Here is a 16,871-nt window from a genome sequence, read left to right on the forward strand (position 1 = left end):
CCGGCACGGTCAGGAACCAGAGATGCTCACGTTGAACGAGGCCGTGGAAACGGCGCACCCTTACCTCGCACGGGCATTCGCCCACGAGCCATGGACCGTCGTCGTCCAGCCGCAGCTGAGCGAGGAACACGACCTGGCCTGGATCATCAGGTACGTAACCCGGCAGCGCGTCGACACCACCGCCGCGGCCGGCCCTCTCACCACGATGGTCCTGGTCCCCAAGGACGGCGCCCCGGTGCGCTTCCCTCCCTCGCACCTCCCCTTGGGCGAGTACTTCGCCTACGTTCGGCACGGCGGCTGGGACACCGCCGGCCTGGCGAGGACCGTGCGTGCCGAGCCGTGGCAGACGGCCCTGCAATGGCTGCTCACCACCTATCGCGGCCTGGTCGAACTGGCAAGCACCGCACCGGTCGCCGAGGATGCCGGTACGTGGTTGTTCGCGTGCCGGTCGATCGAGCAGCCCGGCTCCCCGCGGACCCCGATGCTGGCCGCTTCCGTGGTGGTGCCCAAGGACCTCGGGGTGCCGTTCCACCCGGCGGCCGATCATCCCTGGGGCGATGCTGCGGCATACACGCAGAACCCTGTGGAGCGTGATCCGGAGGGGCAGGCGCTGCGGCTGAACTCGCGTGGATGCGTGGTCACGGTGGCCGCCGCGATCGCGGGCCGGCCGTCCACGCCACTGCCGTGGCAGCCGGCGCACGAGGCGCCGGGGTGGTGGCAACTGCTGCTACGGCGCTACTTCCCGACGGCCGAGCAGGTGCGGTGTGCCGACTGGGACGAGGTGATCACGCAGGCCGAGGAGTCCGGGCCCGGCACGCAGGGCGTGGTGTGGGTGCGGCGGGAGATCCGCGGGACCGAGGTCAGTGGCCACCTCGTGTACGCGCACAACAACAACGGAGCCGTGGTGTTCCTGGACGGCATGACCGGCGGTCTGGCGCGACTGGACACGGTCGGGCTGCGGGAGCTGGTCTTCGCCCGGATTCGCGCAGGCGCTCCACGACACGGCACGGCACGGCGGTTCAGGGGACGTGGCGGGCGTAGCGCCTGAATTCGTGACCGGGTTCGCCCGGTCACCTCCGTTCCTGCACCGCCAGGGCTTCCTCGGCCCGCAGCGCGCCCGCACCGGGCCCGACGAGGCAGACCTTCCCGTGGTGCGTTTCGTCGAGCACCTCCCGGGGATGCCCGTACCACTCGATCTCCGTCAGTTCCACGGTTCCGTCCGCCGGGGAAGGCAGCCGGTAGAGCGTCCCGACGCGTGCGGGGCCGTACAGGCTCCGTACCACGCACACGGCCCGCGAGGCTTCTGGGCTCTCGACCGAGATGATGAGGAGCCGGTGGGCGTCAGACGCCATGCTCATGAGCCCTTCGAACGCATTCCGAGATCTGTTCCGACGGCAGTTCAGGGACGTCGTATTCCGGCAAGGGGACCATGACCCGGTCACTCGGCCCCAGGGCCCAGGGCCCAGGGCCCCACGAACTCGCCGGACCGGCGCGACCACCCCGAACAGCAAGTGAGGATCTCATGACCCGCACCACCCCGCCCCGCCCGGTCGACGCCGAGGCCCTGTTCCCCGCCCTCGGCGACCACCGCCGTACCAGCACGCGCCTCCACCCGCGCCCCGGCTCCCCGAAGGCAGACGACAGCTCGGTGGCCGGCCCGCTCCTGTGGCCCGCCGACGAACCGTGGCCCCTGTGCACCGCCGTCCATCGCAAGGGCAGAGGGCATCGTCTGTCAGACGTGCGCCTCCGGCGGCGGATCCTCGACGAGGCATGGCACCGCGATCCCAAGTCGGGTCCCACCGATGCGGAACGCGAGGTCCTCGACACCCTCCGGCCCGGGCGGCACGCCCCGCAGATCGCGGACGCGGACCCGATTCCGCTGCTCGCCGCCGCGCAGCTCTTCGTACGCGACGTCCCCGACCTGACCGGACCGGACGGTTGTGACCTGCTCCAGGTCCTCTGGTGTCCTTTCGAAGCGCACGGCCCCGACCGGACCATCGAGGTCGTGCTGAAGTGGAGGCGCTCCCAGGACGTGGGCGAGGTCCTCCAAGTGATCCCTGAACCCGTGGTGGTGGGCAGGGACGGATGCGTCCCGAACACGTGCGTGCTCCACCCCGAACAAGTGGTGGAGCACGAGTACGAGGGTCTGCTGGACGAGGACCTGCAGGAGGCCATCGAAGCGTGGGAGGTGGGAGACGACGAAGAGCACGAAGAGGTCGAAGAGGGCGATGGCGCCTCCGGCTCCTCCGGTTTCGACACGTACGAGGAGGACGAGGTGACGTACCGGGGTGATCTGTCCATCGCGCCCGGCTGGAAGGTAGGCGGCTTCGCCTCGTGGCACCTCACCTACCCGGCGCTCAGGCGTGGTTGACCGGGAGGTCGTCCGGGCTCACCACGGAGCGGACTTCGGCACGCGCCACCACCAGACGTGGGCCTGCGGCGCCCGGCCGCGCGCGGTGCGCAACCACGGGTCGAGCGCTCCCGTCACGTCCTGGTCGGTGGCGGCCCCGAACCGGGCGTCCAGTGCGTCCAGCATCTCCGCCAGCTCCGCCCGCACCGGCGCAGGGAGGGCTTCCATCACCTCTGCCAGCGCGTCCCTGCCGTCGAGGTCGTTCTCGTAGGCGCTGAACGGGTAGAACTCCTCCGGGCGGGGTCCCGCTTCCAGGATCCGCCCCAGGCGCTCCCACGCCTCGAACCGCCGACGTACGGAATACACCGGTTCCGTGACCGCCTCCCGCCGCTCCGGCGCGAGGCGGGCCCGTTCCAGCTCCAGCCTCTCCGCGTCGACGACGGCCACCGCCGCCACCGCCGCGGGCGACAACCGCGCCCACAAGGCGTCCGTCTCGGGGGTCCCGGTCATCCGTGCCTCATTCATTGATCTGTTCCAAGTAGTAGTCGTAGCCGCGGTCCGGTTGCATGAAGGTGCCGTTCTCCCCTTCGCGGATGAGCATCGTGCCGGTCGAATCGTCCCACCAGGCCCATCGCGGCGTACCCGAAGGCGTACTGCGCATCTTCACCCCCGGGTTGTTGGTCATCATGTCTTCCAGGTACTCCGGCACGTCCAGGTCGTCGACCCCGGGAATGCCCCGGTTCTTGACGTCGCCGTGTGCGGCGATCTTGTCCGCCAGCATGGGGAGGTTGCCCCCCTGACTCGCCGGGTCCGCCTCCCCGATCTTGCATTCCGGGGCCAGGCCGAGGTAATCGGTCCAGGTCAGCGGGTCGTTGACGTACGTGGCCGGGTTCGGCGCCGGCCCCAGGCCCAGCGGGTCCGGGCTGAGGTAGCGGGCGGTTTCGGGGTCGTAGGTGCGGAAGTAGTTGTGGTGCAGGCCGGTTTCGGGGTCGTAGTACTGGCCCGGAAAGCGGAGTGGCGTGTACGCGGTCGCGTCGCGGTTCCACGCGGTGGCGCCCCACAGCGTGGCCCGGACGCGCCAGGCGATCTCCCCGTCCTCGCCGACCAGTTCCCTCGGAGTGCCGATCAGGTCCGTGACGATCGCGAAGAACCGCTCGTCCACCGTCTCCTGGGTGGCGTCGGCAACGATCCGCTCCGTCTGGGCCAGCGGGTGCAGCCCGTTGTGGTCCCAGGAGACGACCATCGAGCGGTCCTCCCCCTCCGGGTCACCGGAGGCCGCGGACGCCAAGGTCGTGGTCTGCTCGCACAGGATGCTCTCGTCCCACGTGAAGAGCGTTTCCTCGGCGACCCGACCGTCGTCGGCCAAACGCTGCTTCGACGTCCGTCGGCCCAGCGCGTCATGGCGGTAGCGCCAGCGGGTCCCGTCCGGAGTGACCACCCCGGTGAGCCTCCCGTCCGCGTCCCACGTGTAGCGCCAGGTGTCCGGCTTGCGGGAGAGCCGCGCCTTCTGGCGCAGGACCACACGACCCCGGGCATCGTGCTCGTAGCGCACCGCGCCCGCTCGGACGATGCGGGTGCCTTCGTACGCGCGCTCCCCGCGGGCCTCGGCGCCCGGGTGGCCGTCGGGCCAGGAGGCGGCGCTCTGGTTGCCCGCCTCGTCGTAGGCGTACCGCTCCGTCCAGTCCTGCGCCCGGACGGCCGTGATCCGGCCCCCCGCGTCCCGTTCGAAGGTCCTGGCGCCCCCCAGGGCGTCCTCGATCCCCGCCAGTCGGCCGTCGGCTCGGTAGGTGTACCCCCGCCGCTGGAGGAGGGCGCCGTCCCGCCCCGCCACCTGCTGGCCGGTGATCCGGCCCAGCTCGTCGAACTGGTGGAGGACGGTGGCCGCGGTTCCGACCGTGCGGGAGACCTCGCGGCCCGCCGCGTCCCGGTCGAAGGCGACGGTGCGGCCCGACGTGACGAGCGTGCTGCGCCGGCCGGCCGCGTCGAAGGACCAGCGACTCTCCGCTCCCCCGGGGGTGGTCCGCGCCGCGCGCCGGTCCAGCTCGTCGTAGCCGTACGTGAGGGTGCGGCCGTCGACGGTCTCGGACAGGAGGCGGCCGTGGCGGTCCCTCAGCCGGGTCAGCCGCGTTCCGTCCGGGGTCGTCGCGGCGGCGAGTTCGTCGAAGACGTCGTACTCGTACTCCGTGACACCGTCCGCACTCCGTTTGAGGACGGTCTGGCCCAGTGCGTTGTACGCGAAGGTGACCGGCTCGGCCCCGCCGTCGGCCCGTGAGACGAGGCGCCCCGCCGCGTCGTGGCCGTACTCGACCGTGCGCCCGTCGAAGTCCGATTCCGAACGGAGCCGGCCGGCCTGATCGTAGGCGTAGTCCCAGGACATCCCCTGCGGGCCCGTCACCCGGGTCAGCCGCAGTTCGCCGTCGTAGTCGAACGCGTACCGCAGGCCGTCGGGCCCGGTCCGCGCCGCGAGCAGGTCGAAGTCGGTGTACTCGAAGACGGTCCTGCCGCCCAGCCCGTCCGTACGGCTGAGGCAGTTGCCCTCACCGTCGTACGTCCACGACTGCTCGCTGCCGTCGGGGGCGATCCGGCGGGCGGGCTTGCCCTCCACCGTCCACTCCATGCGGGTGACGGCTCCCAGCGGGTCGGTGAATCGGACGACCCGGCCGAAGACGTCCCGCTCGAAGCGGCTGACGGCGCCCAGAGGGTCCGTCACACGGGACGCCAGGCCGGAGCTGTCGCATTCGACACGGGTGACCGCACCGAGTGCATCGGTCAGGGAGATCAGTTGCCCTCGATCGCCGTACTCGGCCGTCCTGCCGACTCCGGTGGGCGAGGTGACCGAGGTGCGGTTGCCCCGCTCGTCGTAGGTCTGGCGGAAGACCCGGCCGTCTTCGGCGACCACCTTCACCGGCAGGCCGAGGTCGTCGTACTCCATCCGGCCCCGGCGCCCGTCCGGCCGGACGAGTTCCGTGAGCAGGCCGCGTGCGTCGTAGGTGCGTCGGGTGGTCAGACCGAGCGCGTCCGTTTCCGCCACCAGCCGGCCCTGGCGGTCGTACTCGTACCGCAGGGTGGCGCCCAGCTCGTCGGTCCGGGCGACCACACGGTAGGCCTCGTCGACCACGTAGCGGCGGGTGTGGCCCGAGCCCGTGGTGGCCGTGGTCACGCGCAGCCCGGTCCCGGGGTCCGCTTCGGAGTACGCGAGGGTGAGGGCCATGTGGCCGGCGGCGCCGCCTTCCGCGACGCAGCGGTCCCGCTCGTCGTAGGCGTACTCGTAGCGGCGGTCGTTCGTGTCGGTCCACGAGGTGATGCGGGCGCGCTCGTCGTAACCGAAGCGCAGGGGCAGACCGGATGAGTTGACGACCTCGGTGAGGTGACCGTCCGTGTAGCCGTACGCCACGACGCGCGGGCCGCCGGTCAGGTGGAGCGCGGTGATCCGGCCGTCGGCGGTCTCGAAGCGCAGGTGGTGGCCACCGCTGTGGGCGATGCCCAGCGGGGTGCCCTCGGCGTCGTACTCGAAGGTGATCGTGTTGCCGTTGCGGTCCTCGATGAAGTCGATCACCGCGTGTCCGTACGCGTCGCCCTCGCCCTCGCCCTCGCCGTCCGCGGGAGCGGTGAAGTGCCGGATGCGGCCCAGGGCCGGGTCGGTGACGGTGTAATCGCCTTCCGGAGTCCGGTCCAACGACCATCGCGGGCCGCTGGTGGCCAGCACCGGGACCCCGGGTGCCGGGTGCGGGTACGCGACGACCAGCCCGTCCGCGGTGACCAGGACGACGCCCTCGGGGTCGATCTCCAAGTGTTCGTCGACGGTGGAGGACCACGACGGACCGAACCAACGGCCCCCCTTGTAACCGGACTCCGCACGGCGTGTGAAGGCCAGAGGCAGGGTGCCGGGCAGCACGATGTCCGTCTGAGGCAAGAACATCCGGCCGGTGGCGAGGTCGACCGGGTCGGTCCCGTCGCACTGCTTGTCGCAGTCCGGCTTGTCCCGCTGGTTCGGTCCGTCCTTGTCCAGGCCGGTGCGACCGGGGCCCTTGAGGTCGTCGGCGTGCTTGGCGGCGGAGCCGACCTTCTTCAGGGCGCCCATGCCCTTGGAACCGATGAGCTCCGGGATCAGCTTGCCGATGCCCTCGGAGGGGTCCTTCATGAACTCGTCGAGCATCTTCTTGCCCGCACCGAGCGGGTCGTTGGCCATGGTGACCAGACCCGCCGCCGTCGAGTTCAGGTTCGTGACGTACTCCGCCGGATGCGTCAGGTTGTACGGATCCATCGGGTTCAGCGCCCGCGCGAAGTTCACGATCCCGGCCGTGCCCTTGATGACGCCGCCGGTCAGGTGCGTCTTGGCGAGGTCGAGGTAATCCATGCCGTCGCCGAGCTGCTTGGCGTACGAGGGCTTCGGCGGAGCCGCGTCACGTGCGGCGCGGACCGCCGTACGGACGGTCTCCGCAACGTCGTTGCGCTGCTTGCGGGCGCTGTCGAGCTTGTCCTGCGCGGCCGTCGCGATCGCGGTCCCCGGATCGGTGAAGTTCTCCGAGGGGCGGGGCGGCAGCGGATCCTGCTTCGCCTTCAGCGCGTTGTTGTAGGTGTCGACCAGCTTGTTGTGCGCGGTGCGGGCCTCGCCGGAGACCTTCTTCGCCCGGTTGTACTCCTCCAGCGCCTCCTTGGCCTGGCCCTGCGCCCACTCCACGGTCTCCGCGAACCGGCCCATCGCGTCGGCGGCCTTCCCGAAGGCCTCGGACGCCTTGAACCAGCGCGGCGGCTCCTTCGCCACCGACTCCCGGAAGGAGTCCGCCGTCTTGCCCTTCAGGCCGTCCGGCTCGCCCATGCCCTTCAGGCCGTTGCCGACCTTGTCGAAGGACGCCTTGAAGTCGTTCAGGTGGGAGACCTGTGCGCGTATCTTCGACACGCTGCCGTAGACCAGCTTGTTCGGGTCCTCGGTCTGGCCCAGCTCCAGCTCGGCCACGTCCGCGCCGAGTTGATTGGCGGCGGAGCGGCTCTTGTCACGGATCCAGTCGCCCGCGTCGTCCAGGCCGACGTCCTCGGCGAAGTCGGCCGTCTTGTCGCCGGCCCACTCGACCGCGTCACCGACCTTCTCGGCACCCTTCTCGACGCCGTCCTCGATGACGTCCGGTACGAAATCCCGCCAGCCCATCAGTGACCGTCCCCGTCACGCTTCGCCTGCTCCAGCAGGTCCTTCAGCGAACCGATCCGCCCGCTCGAGCTGACCGTGTCCCCCGTCTCCGACCAGGTCTTCTTGATGTCCTCGGCACTCTTCTCGAAGGACTCCGGGCTGTAATCGGGCTTGTAGACGTCCGCGGAGAAGATGTCCCCCCACGGCTTCTTCTCGATCTCGTCCTCACTGGCGTGCGGATTGCCGTACGCCGCGTTCGCGACCACCCGGAACGTGCCGTGGAGGTACTGCTCCTCCTCCCACACCGTGCCCGCCGCGATCCCGAGCGACTGCGCCAGCGTGCTCGCGTCCTGCACCAGGCTGCGTACGCCCCACTCCCAGCGCTCGCAGAAATCCTCGAAATCGGTGGCCAGACCCGCGTGCCCGGCCTCCATCCCCGTCATCGCCAGATTCTCGAAGCCCGCACCCATCGAGGCACCGGCCGCGTCCCCCGACTCCCGCAGCTCCCCGATCGCCGCCCGCAGACCGTCCTGAATGTTCTTGACCGCCGCCGGCGAAACCTCAAGATCCCCGTTGCCCGCCATCAGACGGCCTCCCCACGACCGACCAGATCCACGGCATTCGCGTCCGGAACGATCCCCGCCACCGGCGGGAAGAACATCGACCCGTCCTCGTCCGCCACGTTCACGACCACACCCGCCGGAGCATCCGCCAACGGAACCACCTCATCGACCAGGCGCGCACCCAGCACCGAGAGGAACTCCCACTCCCGGCCGGCCTCCGCCTCACCGCGCGCCGCCGCGAACCGGGCCAAAGCCTCCTCATCGGTGAACGCGTAGATCCAGCGGATGCCCCCCGACACCGCCGACATCAGACCACCGTCAGCACCATCGGCCAGCGGAACCAGCAGGACCGCCCGCCGGAACTCCCCCACCAGACGGCCGGAATCACCCAGCCCGTCCCGAATCGCCGCGATCTCTGCGGTCAGTTCCATGGCTTGCATCCCCTCCGGCGCCAGGCAGCGTCCTGGAAGAACACGCTATCGGGAGCCCCACCGGTTCCCTCAGACCCCCCGGGACACCCTCTCAGCCGGGGTTGACCGGGAGGACGTCCGGGGAGAGGGCGCCCGCGCGGGCCGGCGCCGAGGTCACGATGCGGGCCGGGAGGGCGTCCGGTGCCCGGTGTTCTCAGGGGGCGGGGACCGGGACGGCGGCGGTCAGGACGGCGCCCTCTCCGGGCGCCGACTCGATGGTCAGGGTCCCGCCGAGCTGGCGCATCCGGACGCGCATCGCCGGGACGCCGTGTCCGCGCACGCCGGACGGGACCTCGGGGAGGGCGGTGGGGTCGAACCCGTGTCCGTTGTCGGCCACGTCGAGGACGACCTGATCGTCGAGCCGGGTGAGGGTGAGCGCGGCGGTGGTGGCACCGGAGTGCTCCCGTACGTTGGCCAGCGCGCCCTGTGCGATGCGCAGCAGCGCGGACTGCACGCGTTCCGGCAGCGGGGTGACGTGCCCGCCCGCGTCGATGTGGACGCGCACCGTGAGTCCGGCGCCGGACTCCCGTTCGGCGAGGGCGTGCAGCGCGGCGTCGAGGCCACTGCCGTGCGCGAGGTCGGCGGGTGCGAGGTCGTGCACGAAGCGGCGGGCCTCGGCGAGGTTGAGCTCGGCGATGGACGCGGCGGTGCGGACGTGACCGCGGGCCTTGGCCGGGTCGGTGTCCCAGGTCCGGTCGGCGGCCTGGAGCAGCATCCGCTGGCTGGACAGGCCCTGGGCGAGCGTGTCGTGGATCTCCATGGACAGCCGCTGGCGTTCGGCGAGGGTACCTTCGCGGCGCTCGGTGGCGGCGAGCTCGCGGCGGGTGCGGACGAGGTCGTCGATGAGGGCGTGCTGGCGGGCCGCTTGCCGCTGCATGTGGAGGAAGACGGCGGTGGTGAGCGCGGAGACGGCGGCCGGGCCGATCACCAGGTCGAGGTTGAAGCGGGGGGCCAGCGTCAGCTGCGCGAAGATCACGAGGAGCGTGAGGAACACGACGAGGACGTACGCGGCGACGGGCGGCAGGGTGCGCAGCACGGAGTAGAAGAGGGGGACCGCGACCCACGCGAAGCTGGGCGCCAATAGGACGAGGACGGCCCACGCGGTGACGACCATCCCCAGCCAGGCCAGCCGGGGTGCCGGGGGCCACGGCCTGCCGCCACGGCCCGGGGGCGCCTTGGCCTCCGTGGCGGGGCCCAGCAGGTAGAGGACGGCGAGCACGACGGCGAGGGCGATCACCCAGGGGGCACGGGCCTCCTGGGTGTGGCGCTGGACGAAGCGGACCATCGAGGTGCCGACCAGCACGAAGAAGGTGACGCGCATGACCAGCGCCAGCCACCGGTCGTCCGGATCACCGCCGGAGCCGGAGGGGTCGCTGGGGTCGGGCCGCACGTGCACCTCTTGACATAGGGTCCCCGAAGTGGACAAACAGTCACATTGTCGCCGAGTGTGACCGTACCGGGGTCAACCGATCGGATGACCCGCGTGTCCCCCCTCCTGCCCGCCGCAGGCACCCGGCCAGTCGACGGGTCAGGGCCGCCGCCGGGCCCAGGATTGATGTCAGAGCGGGGCAGCCGGAACGGACGGCCCCCACCCCTCATCAAGGAGCCGGTACACATGCAGCAGGTCAAGAAGGTCTCCCAGCGCACCCGTGCGATCACCGGCGGCGCCCTGGTCGCCGCCCTCGCCCTCGGCGGCTTCGGCGCCTACGCCGCCAGCGCCGCCCCGGCCGCCCAGGCCCCGGCCGCCCAGGCCGATGCGAAGGCGGATGCCAAGAACAAGAACCTGACCCAGTCGACCCACCTGACCATCGACGCCGCCACGAGGGCCGCGCAGACGGCGCTCGACGCCGCGAAGAAGGAGAACCAGCGCGTCACCGTCGCGGTGGTGGACCGCAACGGCAACACCATCGTCACGCTGCGCGGCGACGGCGCCGGCCCGCAGTCCTACGACGCCGCCCAGCGCAAGGCCTACACCGCCGTGTCCTGGAACTCCCCCACCTCGGTGCTCGCCGGCCGCCTCGCCCAGACGCCGACCCTGAAGGACATCCCCGGCACCCTCTTCCTCGGCGGTGGCGCCCCGGTCACCGCGAAGAACGCCCCGATCGCGGGCATCGGTGTCGCGGGCGCGCCCTCCGGCGACCTGGACGAGAAGTTCGCCCAGGCCGGTGTCGCCGCGCTGAACAAGTAGCAGCGCAGGCCTGACGGCGCGACGCGCCCTGACCCACCCGAGGAGGACCCCCATGCCCCCTGCCGACCGAGACCTGCTGGCCGCCGCCGGCGAAGGCGGCGCCGACGCCGTGCGCGCGGCGCTGGCCGCCGGCGCCGACATCGAGGCCCGCGACGAACACCGCCGCACCCCGCTCCTGCTCGCCGCCCTCGGTGACCACGTGGCGGCGGCCGAGGTCCTCGTCGGTGCCGGCGCCGACCCGAACGCCCAGGACGACCGCGACGACAGCCCCTGGCTGGTCACCGGTGTCACCGGCAGCGTCCGGATGATGCGTACCCTGCTCCCGGCCCGCCCCGACCTCACCCGGCTCAACCGCTTCGGCGGCATCGCCCTGATCCCCGCCGCCGAACGCGGCCACGTCGACTACGTGCGGGCCCTGCTCCGGGAAACCGACATCGACGTCGACCACGTCAACCGGCTCGGCTGGACCGCACTGCTCGAAGCCGTCATCCTCGGCGACGGCGGCCGCGCCCATCAGGAGATCGTGGAACTGCTCATCACCGCCGGCGCCACGGCGCACCTTCCGGACGGCGACGGCGTGACCGCGCTCGAACACGCGGAACGCCGCGGCTTCACACAGATCGCCGACCTGCTCAGGGCCGTACGGTAGGAACGACCACGGGACGGGCAAGGGGCTCGCGATCAGACCGAGTTGACCGGGAGGACGTCCGGGGAGAGGGCGCCCGCGTGGGCCGAGGCGCTCGTCATCTGCTTGCGGTGGTGGCGACGGCACAGGACCTCGTACCCGATCTCCCCCGCCGGGCGGTTCACGTCGCCGACCACGACCTGCTCTCCCTCGACCACCATTTCGCCGCCCACCGTACGGGCGTTGTGCGTGGCGCGGGCTCCGCACCAGCACAAGGCCTCCACCTGGAGCTGCTCCAGGCGGTCCGCCAGCTCGATCAGGCGCTGGGAGCCGGGGAAGAGCTTCGTGCGGAAGTCCGTCGTGATGCCGAAGGCGAAGACGTCCATGTCGAGGTCGTCCACGATGCGCGCCAACTGGTCGATCTGGGCAGGGGCCAGGAACTGGGCCTCGTCCACGATCACGTAGTCCGCCTTGCCGCCCTTGGTGAGCTGGGCGACCACGTACGCGTACAGGTCCATGCCCTCCGGCGCCTCCACCGCCTCCGTCACCAGGCCGAGGCGGGAGGAGAGCTTCCCCTCCCCCGCCCGGTCGTCACGGGTGAAGATCACGCCCTGCAGACCCCGCGCGTCACGGTTGTGGGCGATCTGGAGCGCCAGCGTGCTCTTTCCGCAGTCCATCGTTCCGGAGAAGAACACCAGCTCGGGCATGGGGAGTACAGGGCCTTTCGGAGGGAGGGGGAGGCGGGGGAAGGGGTGCGGCCCCGAGGGTCAGGAGCGGATTTCGAGCAGCGGGACGAGCTGCTCGGCCGGGGTCATGGAGCCGTGCATGCCGGCGAGGGCCGACTCGTTGGGCTCGGCGCGTGAGGCGGTGATCGCCACGTCGGCCTGGGCGGCGGCGATCACGTCGCCGATGCGGCCGAGGACCCGCTCGTCGCATTCTCCCGGTGCCCCGAACCAGCCCAGTTCCAGGGCTTCCGCCCGGCTCGCGACCCAGAAGCGGTCGCCGAGGACCTCGCGCCAGACGGTGAGGACGTCGGCCTCGGCGCCCGGTACGGCGTACACGTGCCGGGCCCGGCCCTCGCCGCCCAGCAGGGCCACGCCCGCGCCGAGTTCCCAGTCGTCGTCGTAGTCGATGCGGGAGTCCTCGTCGAAGGGGACGTCCACCATGCCGTGGTCGGCGGTCACGTACAGCGCGGTGCGCGGCGGCAGTTGCTCGGCGAGCCGCTGGACGAGGCGGTCCACGTACATGAGCTGGCCGCGCCAGGCGTCGGAGTCGACGCCGTGCCGGTGGCCGGCTCCGTCGAGCTCGCTGTAGTACGTGTAGACGAGCGAGCGGTCACCGGCCGCGAGCCGCTCGGCCGCGAGGTCCATGCGCTCCTCGCCGGTCATCCGGCCGAGGAAGGTGCCGCCGCTCAGGGCGACCTTCGTCAGCGGGGTGGTCTGGAAGGCCGGCGAGGACACCTGCGCGGTGGCCACCCCGGCCGCGTCCGCCCGCTGGAAGACGGTCGGGTACGGCTGCCAGGGCTTGGGCGGGGTCCACGGGTGCCAGCGGAGCTGGTTCATCAGTTCGCCGGTGGCGGGATTGCGCACGGTGTACCCGGGCAGGCCGTGCCGCGCGGGCGGCAGGCCGGTGCCGACGGAGGCCAGCGAGGTGGCGGTGGTCGCCGGGAAGCCCGCGGTGATCGGGCGGCCGGTACCGCCGCGCGAGGTGGAGAGGAGGGAAGTGAGGTACGGGGCCTCGTCCGGGTGGGCCTTGATCTGCTCCCAGCCCATGCCGTCGACCAGGAACACGCAGTTCCGGTCGGCCGGGCTCAGCTCGGCGATCGAGGCCTCGAAGCCGGGTACGCCCTGGCCGGCCACGAGGGTGGGCAGCAGGTCGGCGAGCGAGCCGGTGCCGTAGTGCGGCACCGGGGCGCCGGCCAGGTCCAGCAGCTCGGGCTCGTCCTGCCAGCTCTGCGCGGCGGAGTACGCCATCAGCGGGCGGGGGTGGAGGTGGCCGCAGTCGCTTCGCTGAGCGCCTGGGCGAAGACCAGGGTCTGGCGGACCGCCTCGGGGCCGTCGCCGGCTTCGCTGACGCGCAGGCTGAGGTCGTCGGCGGTGGAGTTGCCGGTGTAGCCGTGGTCGGCGTCGCAGTTGGCGTCGCCGCAGGCGGCGGGCTCCAGGTCGATGCGCGAGACCGCGCCCCAGCCGATGGTCAGGACGACCTCGCGGGGCAGGGTGCCGGGAGTGTAGGACTCCGGGTTGGCGACGACGCGGCTGAGCACCACGGAGGAGATGCTGGCCAGCTTGACCGACTCGGTGGAGGTGGTCGCGTACGGGGAGGGGGACCCGGCGTCGGCGGCCTGCTCGTCGGTGTGGCTGACGATGAAGCGGTTGCCGGTCAGGACCAGCACGGTGACGTGCCGGCGCACCTCGTTGGAGTCGAAGGTCGTCTCCTGGTGGACCAGGTACGACGAAATCGGCTCGCCGCCGACCGCGGCCTCCACGGCCTCGGCCACGAGGGCCGGGTAGTAGCCGCTGCGCTCGATCGCCGTGCGCAGCCCCTGGGTCGTCGTACCGGATTTCGCCATGAGGTCCATCCTAAGGCCCGTATGGGGCACCTCGGCCGCCCTGGGGCCTGTCGGACCTCAGTAGCTGGGCAGGGTCCGCGGGCCGAGGTCGCCGCGGGCGGGCGGGTGGGCGACGCGGACGCTCGCGCTGAGCACGGACAGCCCCTCGGTGGCGACGACGACGGGCTCCAGGGCGACCCCGACCACCTCGGGGTGATCGTCGACGAGGCGGGAGAGGCGCAGGAGGAGTTCCTCCAGGGCGGGGGTGTCCACGGGGTCGCTGCCGCGCCAGCCGAAGAGCAGCGGGGCGGTGCGGATCGAGCGGATCAGGCTCGCCGCGTCCTTGTCGGTGGCGGGAACCAGCCGGTGGGCGGTGTCGCCGAGCAGCTCGGAGGCGACCCCGGAGAGCCCGAAGGACAGGACGGCGCCGGCGGCGGGGTCGATGACGGAGCGGATGACGGTGTCGACGCCCCGCGGGACCATCGACTGGACCACGGGGAGCAGCTCCTGCGGTTTGCCCAGCGCGTGGGTGAGCTCCTCGTACGAGCGGCGCAGTTCGGCCTCGGTGGTGAGGTCGAGGCGGACCCCGCCGAGGTCGGCGCGGTGGCGCAGGTGCGGGGCGGTGGTCTTGAGCGCGACGGGGTAGCCGAGGACCGCGGCGGCGCGGACCGCGGCGTCCGCGCTGGGGGCCGGGAGCGTGGAGAACACCCGGATCCCGTACCGGGCGAGCAGCTCGCGGGCATCGGGGTCGTCCAGGGTCGCGACCTCCTCCTCCCCTACGCCGGCCAGCAGGCGGGCGAGCTGTGCGGCGGCCCCGCTCTCGTCGATGTCCTCGAACTCGGGCACCTGCCCGACCTCGGCGATGCCCCGGCGCCACTGCCCGTACCGGACGGCTTCGGCGACGGCCTTGACCGCCCGCTCGGCGGCGGGGTAGCTGGGGATCCGGGCGGTCCCGGGGGCGGGCACGGCCGCACTCTCCGCGCCGCCGGGGGCCGGCTCCGGCGCCGGCTCGGGGGCGGGGGCTGCGCCGGACCCGGGGGCCGGGGCGGAGCCGGAGGCCGCCAGGGCCGTCGCGGGCGTCGGCAGCGTCGCGGGCAGGGCGTCCGCGAGGGCCGTCGCGGCGGCCGGTGCCGTGGCCGCCGAGAGGGCCTCCGCGAGGGCGCCCAGCTCCACGTGGACCACGGCGACCGGCTTGCCCGGATGCCCTGCGGCGGCCGCCCGCAGGGCCTCGGCCAGATCGTCGGCGAGCGCGTGCTCGCTCACCCACGGGATCGCGGTGACGACGACGGCGTCGGTGTCCGGCGAGGCCAGCGCCGCGGAGACGGCGGTACGGAAGTCCTCCGGCGAGGCGGCCGTGGTCAGGTCGAGCGGCGGCAGCGGCCGCAGCCCCTCCGTGAGGCAGGCGTCGTAGGTGAGGACCCCGAGCGATTCGGAGTTGCCGAGGATGGCGACCCGCGGCCCGGCCGGTACGGGCTGTGAGGCCAGCAGCAGGCCGACGTCCACCAGCTCGGTCACCGTGTCGACCCGGATGACGCCGGCCTGCCGCAGCAGCTCCGAGACCGTCGCCTCGGGCAGCCGGGTGCCGGGGACCACGTGTCCGGCGGGGGTGTGCCGGCCTCCCCTGGCGACGACCACGGGCTTGACGGCCGCGGTGCGCCGGGCGAGCCGGGTGAACTTCCTCGGGTTGCCGAGGGTCTCCAGGTACATGAGCGCGACGTCGGTGGCCTCGTCGTCGTACCAGTACTGGAGGATGTCGTTTCCGGAGACGTCGGCCCGGTTCCCGGCGGAGATGAAGGAGGACAGGCCCTCCCCGCGCCGCAGCAGCCCGGAGAGCAGCGCGATGCCGATCGCCCCGGACTGGGTGAAGAGGCCGACCCGTCCCCGCGCGGGGGCCGGAGCGGGGGCCAGGGAGGCGTTCAGCTCCACCTCGGGGGCCGTGTTGATCACCCCGAAGGCGTTCGGACCGATCAGCCGCATGCCGTACGAGCGCACTTGCCGCACCAGTTCGCGCTGGCGGGCCAGGCCCTCGGGCCCGCTCTCCCCGTATCCGGCGGACAGGACGACCAGCCCCTGCACCCCGTGTTCACCGCAGGCCGCCACCGCGTCCGGGACCCGGTCCGCCGGGACCGCGATGACGGCGAGGTCGACCGGGGCGCCGACGGCGCCGAGCGTGGGGTAGGCCCGTACGCCGTCGAGCAGATCGCGGGTGACGGCCTCGTTGACGGCGTAGAGGTGGCCGTGGAAGCCGCTGTCGCGCAGGTTGCGCAGGGCCGCCGCGCCCACGCCCGCGAGGGAGCGGCTGACGCCGATCACCGCCACCGAGCCGGGTGACAGCAGCCGCTGGACGGATCGGGCCTCGGCGCGCTGTTCGCGGGCGCGCTGGACCGCGAGGGACTCGGCGGTCGGTTCGAGGTCGAGGGTGAGGTGGACGGAGCCGTCTTCGAAGCTGCGCTTCTGCTGGTAGCCGGCGTCGGTGAACACCTTGATCATCTTGCTGTTGGCCGGCAGCACCTCGGCCGCGAAGCGGCGGATCCCGCGCTCGCGGGCCACCGCACCGATGTGTTCGAGCAGGGCGGAGGCGACCCCGCGTCCCTGGTGGGCGTCCTGGACCAGGAAGGCGACCTCGGCCTCGTCGGAGGGTCCGGTGGCCGAGCGGCCGTCGGCGCCGATCCGGTCGTAGCGGACGGTGGCGATGAACTCGCCGCCGATCGTCGCGGCGAGGCCGACCCGGTCCACGTAGTCGTGGTGCGTGAAGCGGTGCACGTCCCGGTCGGAGAGGCGGGGGTAGGGAGCGAAGAACCGGTAGTACTTCGACTCGTCCGAGACCTGCTCGTAGAAGCTGACCAGCCGGCCCGCGTCGTCGGTGGTGATGGGCCGGATCCGGGCCGTTCCGCCGTCACGGAGGACCACGTCGGCTTCCCAGTGGTCCGGGTACGAGGGGTCGGACTCGGTCGTCATGGGGTCACCTTAAGGCTCGAACGCTTCAAGTGGCCCGGGCGCGG

The 16,871-nt window shown here is 72.2% G+C and carries 14 protein-coding genes; 4 read left to right on the top strand and 10 right to left on the bottom strand.

The window, feature by feature from the left end; all coding sequences use genetic code 11:
- The first annotated feature begins 22 nt into the window (after window positions 1–22).
- Entirely contained in the window at window positions 23–1,048 is a 1,026-nt protein-coding gene (locus OHA37_RS09495; protein ID WP_266903902.1) for a toxin glutamine deamidase domain-containing protein, read from the top strand.
- A 22-nt stretch (window positions 1,049–1,070) separates the two neighbouring features.
- On the opposite strand, the gene OHA37_RS09500 is transcribed toward OHA37_RS09495, so the two are convergent.
- Window positions 1,071–1,358 carry a hypothetical protein gene (locus OHA37_RS09500; RefSeq protein ID WP_266903903.1) on the bottom strand — a complete coding sequence of 96 codons (288 nt, stop codon included), beginning with the start codon at window positions 1,356–1,358 and terminating at the stop codon, window positions 1,071–1,073.
- A gap of 164 nt (window positions 1,359–1,522) precedes the next feature.
- On the opposite strand from OHA37_RS09500, the gene OHA37_RS09505 reads away from it, so the two are divergent.
- Complete coding sequence (locus tag OHA37_RS09505; RefSeq protein ID WP_266903904.1) at window positions 1,523–2,371, top strand: hypothetical protein; 849 nt, start codon at window positions 1,523–1,525, stop codon at window positions 2,369–2,371.
- Window positions 2,372–2,389: 18 nt separating this feature from the next.
- Here OHA37_RS09505 and OHA37_RS09510 read toward each other — a convergent pair whose 3' ends face one another.
- The 5 genes from OHA37_RS09510 to OHA37_RS09530 all read right to left on the bottom strand — a co-directional run bounded on the left by OHA37_RS09510 (window position 2,390) and on the right by OHA37_RS09530 (window position 9,829).
- Complete coding sequence (locus tag OHA37_RS09510; protein ID WP_266903905.1) at window positions 2,390–2,860, bottom strand: hypothetical protein; 471 nt, start codon at window positions 2,858–2,860, stop codon at window positions 2,390–2,392.
- 7 nt (window positions 2,861–2,867) lie between these two features.
- Entirely contained in the window at window positions 2,868–7,496 is a 4,629-nt protein-coding gene (locus tag OHA37_RS09515) for a putative T7SS-secreted protein (RefSeq protein WP_266903906.1), read from the bottom strand.
- On the bottom strand, window positions 7,496–8,059 hold the full coding sequence (locus OHA37_RS09520) for a hypothetical protein (protein WP_266903907.1): 564 nt from the start codon (window positions 8,057–8,059) through the stop codon (window positions 7,496–7,498). The genes OHA37_RS09515 and OHA37_RS09520 overlap by 1 nt, the downstream gene beginning before the upstream one ends.
- Window positions 8,059–8,469 carry a hypothetical protein gene (locus tag OHA37_RS09525; RefSeq protein WP_266903908.1) on the bottom strand — a complete coding sequence of 137 codons (411 nt, stop codon included), beginning with the start codon at window positions 8,467–8,469 and terminating at the stop codon, window positions 8,059–8,061. Before OHA37_RS09525 ends, OHA37_RS09520 begins: the two co-directional genes overlap by 1 nt.
- A gap of 193 nt (window positions 8,470–8,662) precedes the next feature.
- Window positions 8,663–9,829, bottom strand: coding sequence for a sensor histidine kinase (locus OHA37_RS09530; RefSeq protein WP_266912625.1), 1,167 nt, complete (start codon window positions 9,827–9,829; stop codon window positions 8,663–8,665).
- A 294-nt stretch (window positions 9,830–10,123) separates the two neighbouring features.
- Here OHA37_RS09530 and OHA37_RS09535 point away from each other — a divergent pair, with 294 nt between their 5' ends.
- Entirely contained in the window at window positions 10,124–10,696 is a 573-nt protein-coding gene (locus OHA37_RS09535; RefSeq protein ID WP_266903909.1) for a GlcG/HbpS family heme-binding protein, read from the top strand.
- A 52-nt stretch (window positions 10,697–10,748) separates the two neighbouring features.
- On the top strand, window positions 10,749–11,345 hold the full coding sequence (locus tag OHA37_RS09540; protein WP_266903910.1) for an ankyrin repeat domain-containing protein: 597 nt from the start codon (window positions 10,749–10,751) through the stop codon (window positions 11,343–11,345).
- Between the two features lie 32 nt (window positions 11,346–11,377).
- Here OHA37_RS09540 and OHA37_RS09545 read toward each other — a convergent pair whose 3' ends face one another.
- The 4 genes from OHA37_RS09545 to OHA37_RS09560 are packed head-to-tail and all read right to left on the bottom strand — an operon-like array spanning window position 11,378 to window position 16,827.
- Window positions 11,378–12,028 carry a thymidine kinase gene (locus OHA37_RS09545; protein WP_266903911.1) on the bottom strand — a complete coding sequence of 217 codons (651 nt, stop codon included), beginning with the start codon at window positions 12,026–12,028 and terminating at the stop codon, window positions 11,378–11,380.
- Between the two features lie 60 nt (window positions 12,029–12,088).
- Entirely contained in the window at window positions 12,089–13,294 is a 1,206-nt protein-coding gene (locus OHA37_RS09550; protein ID WP_266903912.1) for an alkaline phosphatase family protein, read from the bottom strand.
- Window positions 13,294–13,890: a DUF5998 family protein gene (locus tag OHA37_RS09555; RefSeq protein WP_250746479.1), complete on the bottom strand. Its 597-nt coding sequence runs from the start codon at window positions 13,888–13,890 to the stop codon at window positions 13,294–13,296. Before OHA37_RS09555 ends, OHA37_RS09550 begins: the two co-directional genes overlap by 1 nt.
- Before the next feature lie 57 nt (window positions 13,891–13,947).
- Window positions 13,948–16,827 (bottom strand): bifunctional acetate--CoA ligase family protein/GNAT family N-acetyltransferase, encoded by a 2,880-nt coding sequence (locus tag OHA37_RS09560; protein WP_266903913.1) that lies wholly within the window; start codon window positions 16,825–16,827, stop codon window positions 13,948–13,950.
- Window positions 16,828–16,871 lie beyond the last annotated feature (44 nt).

Origin of the sequence: Streptomyces sp. NBC_00335 (genome assembly GCF_036127095.1) — a bacterium.
Classification (GTDB): Bacteria; Actinomycetota; Actinomycetes; order Streptomycetales; family Streptomycetaceae; genus Streptomyces.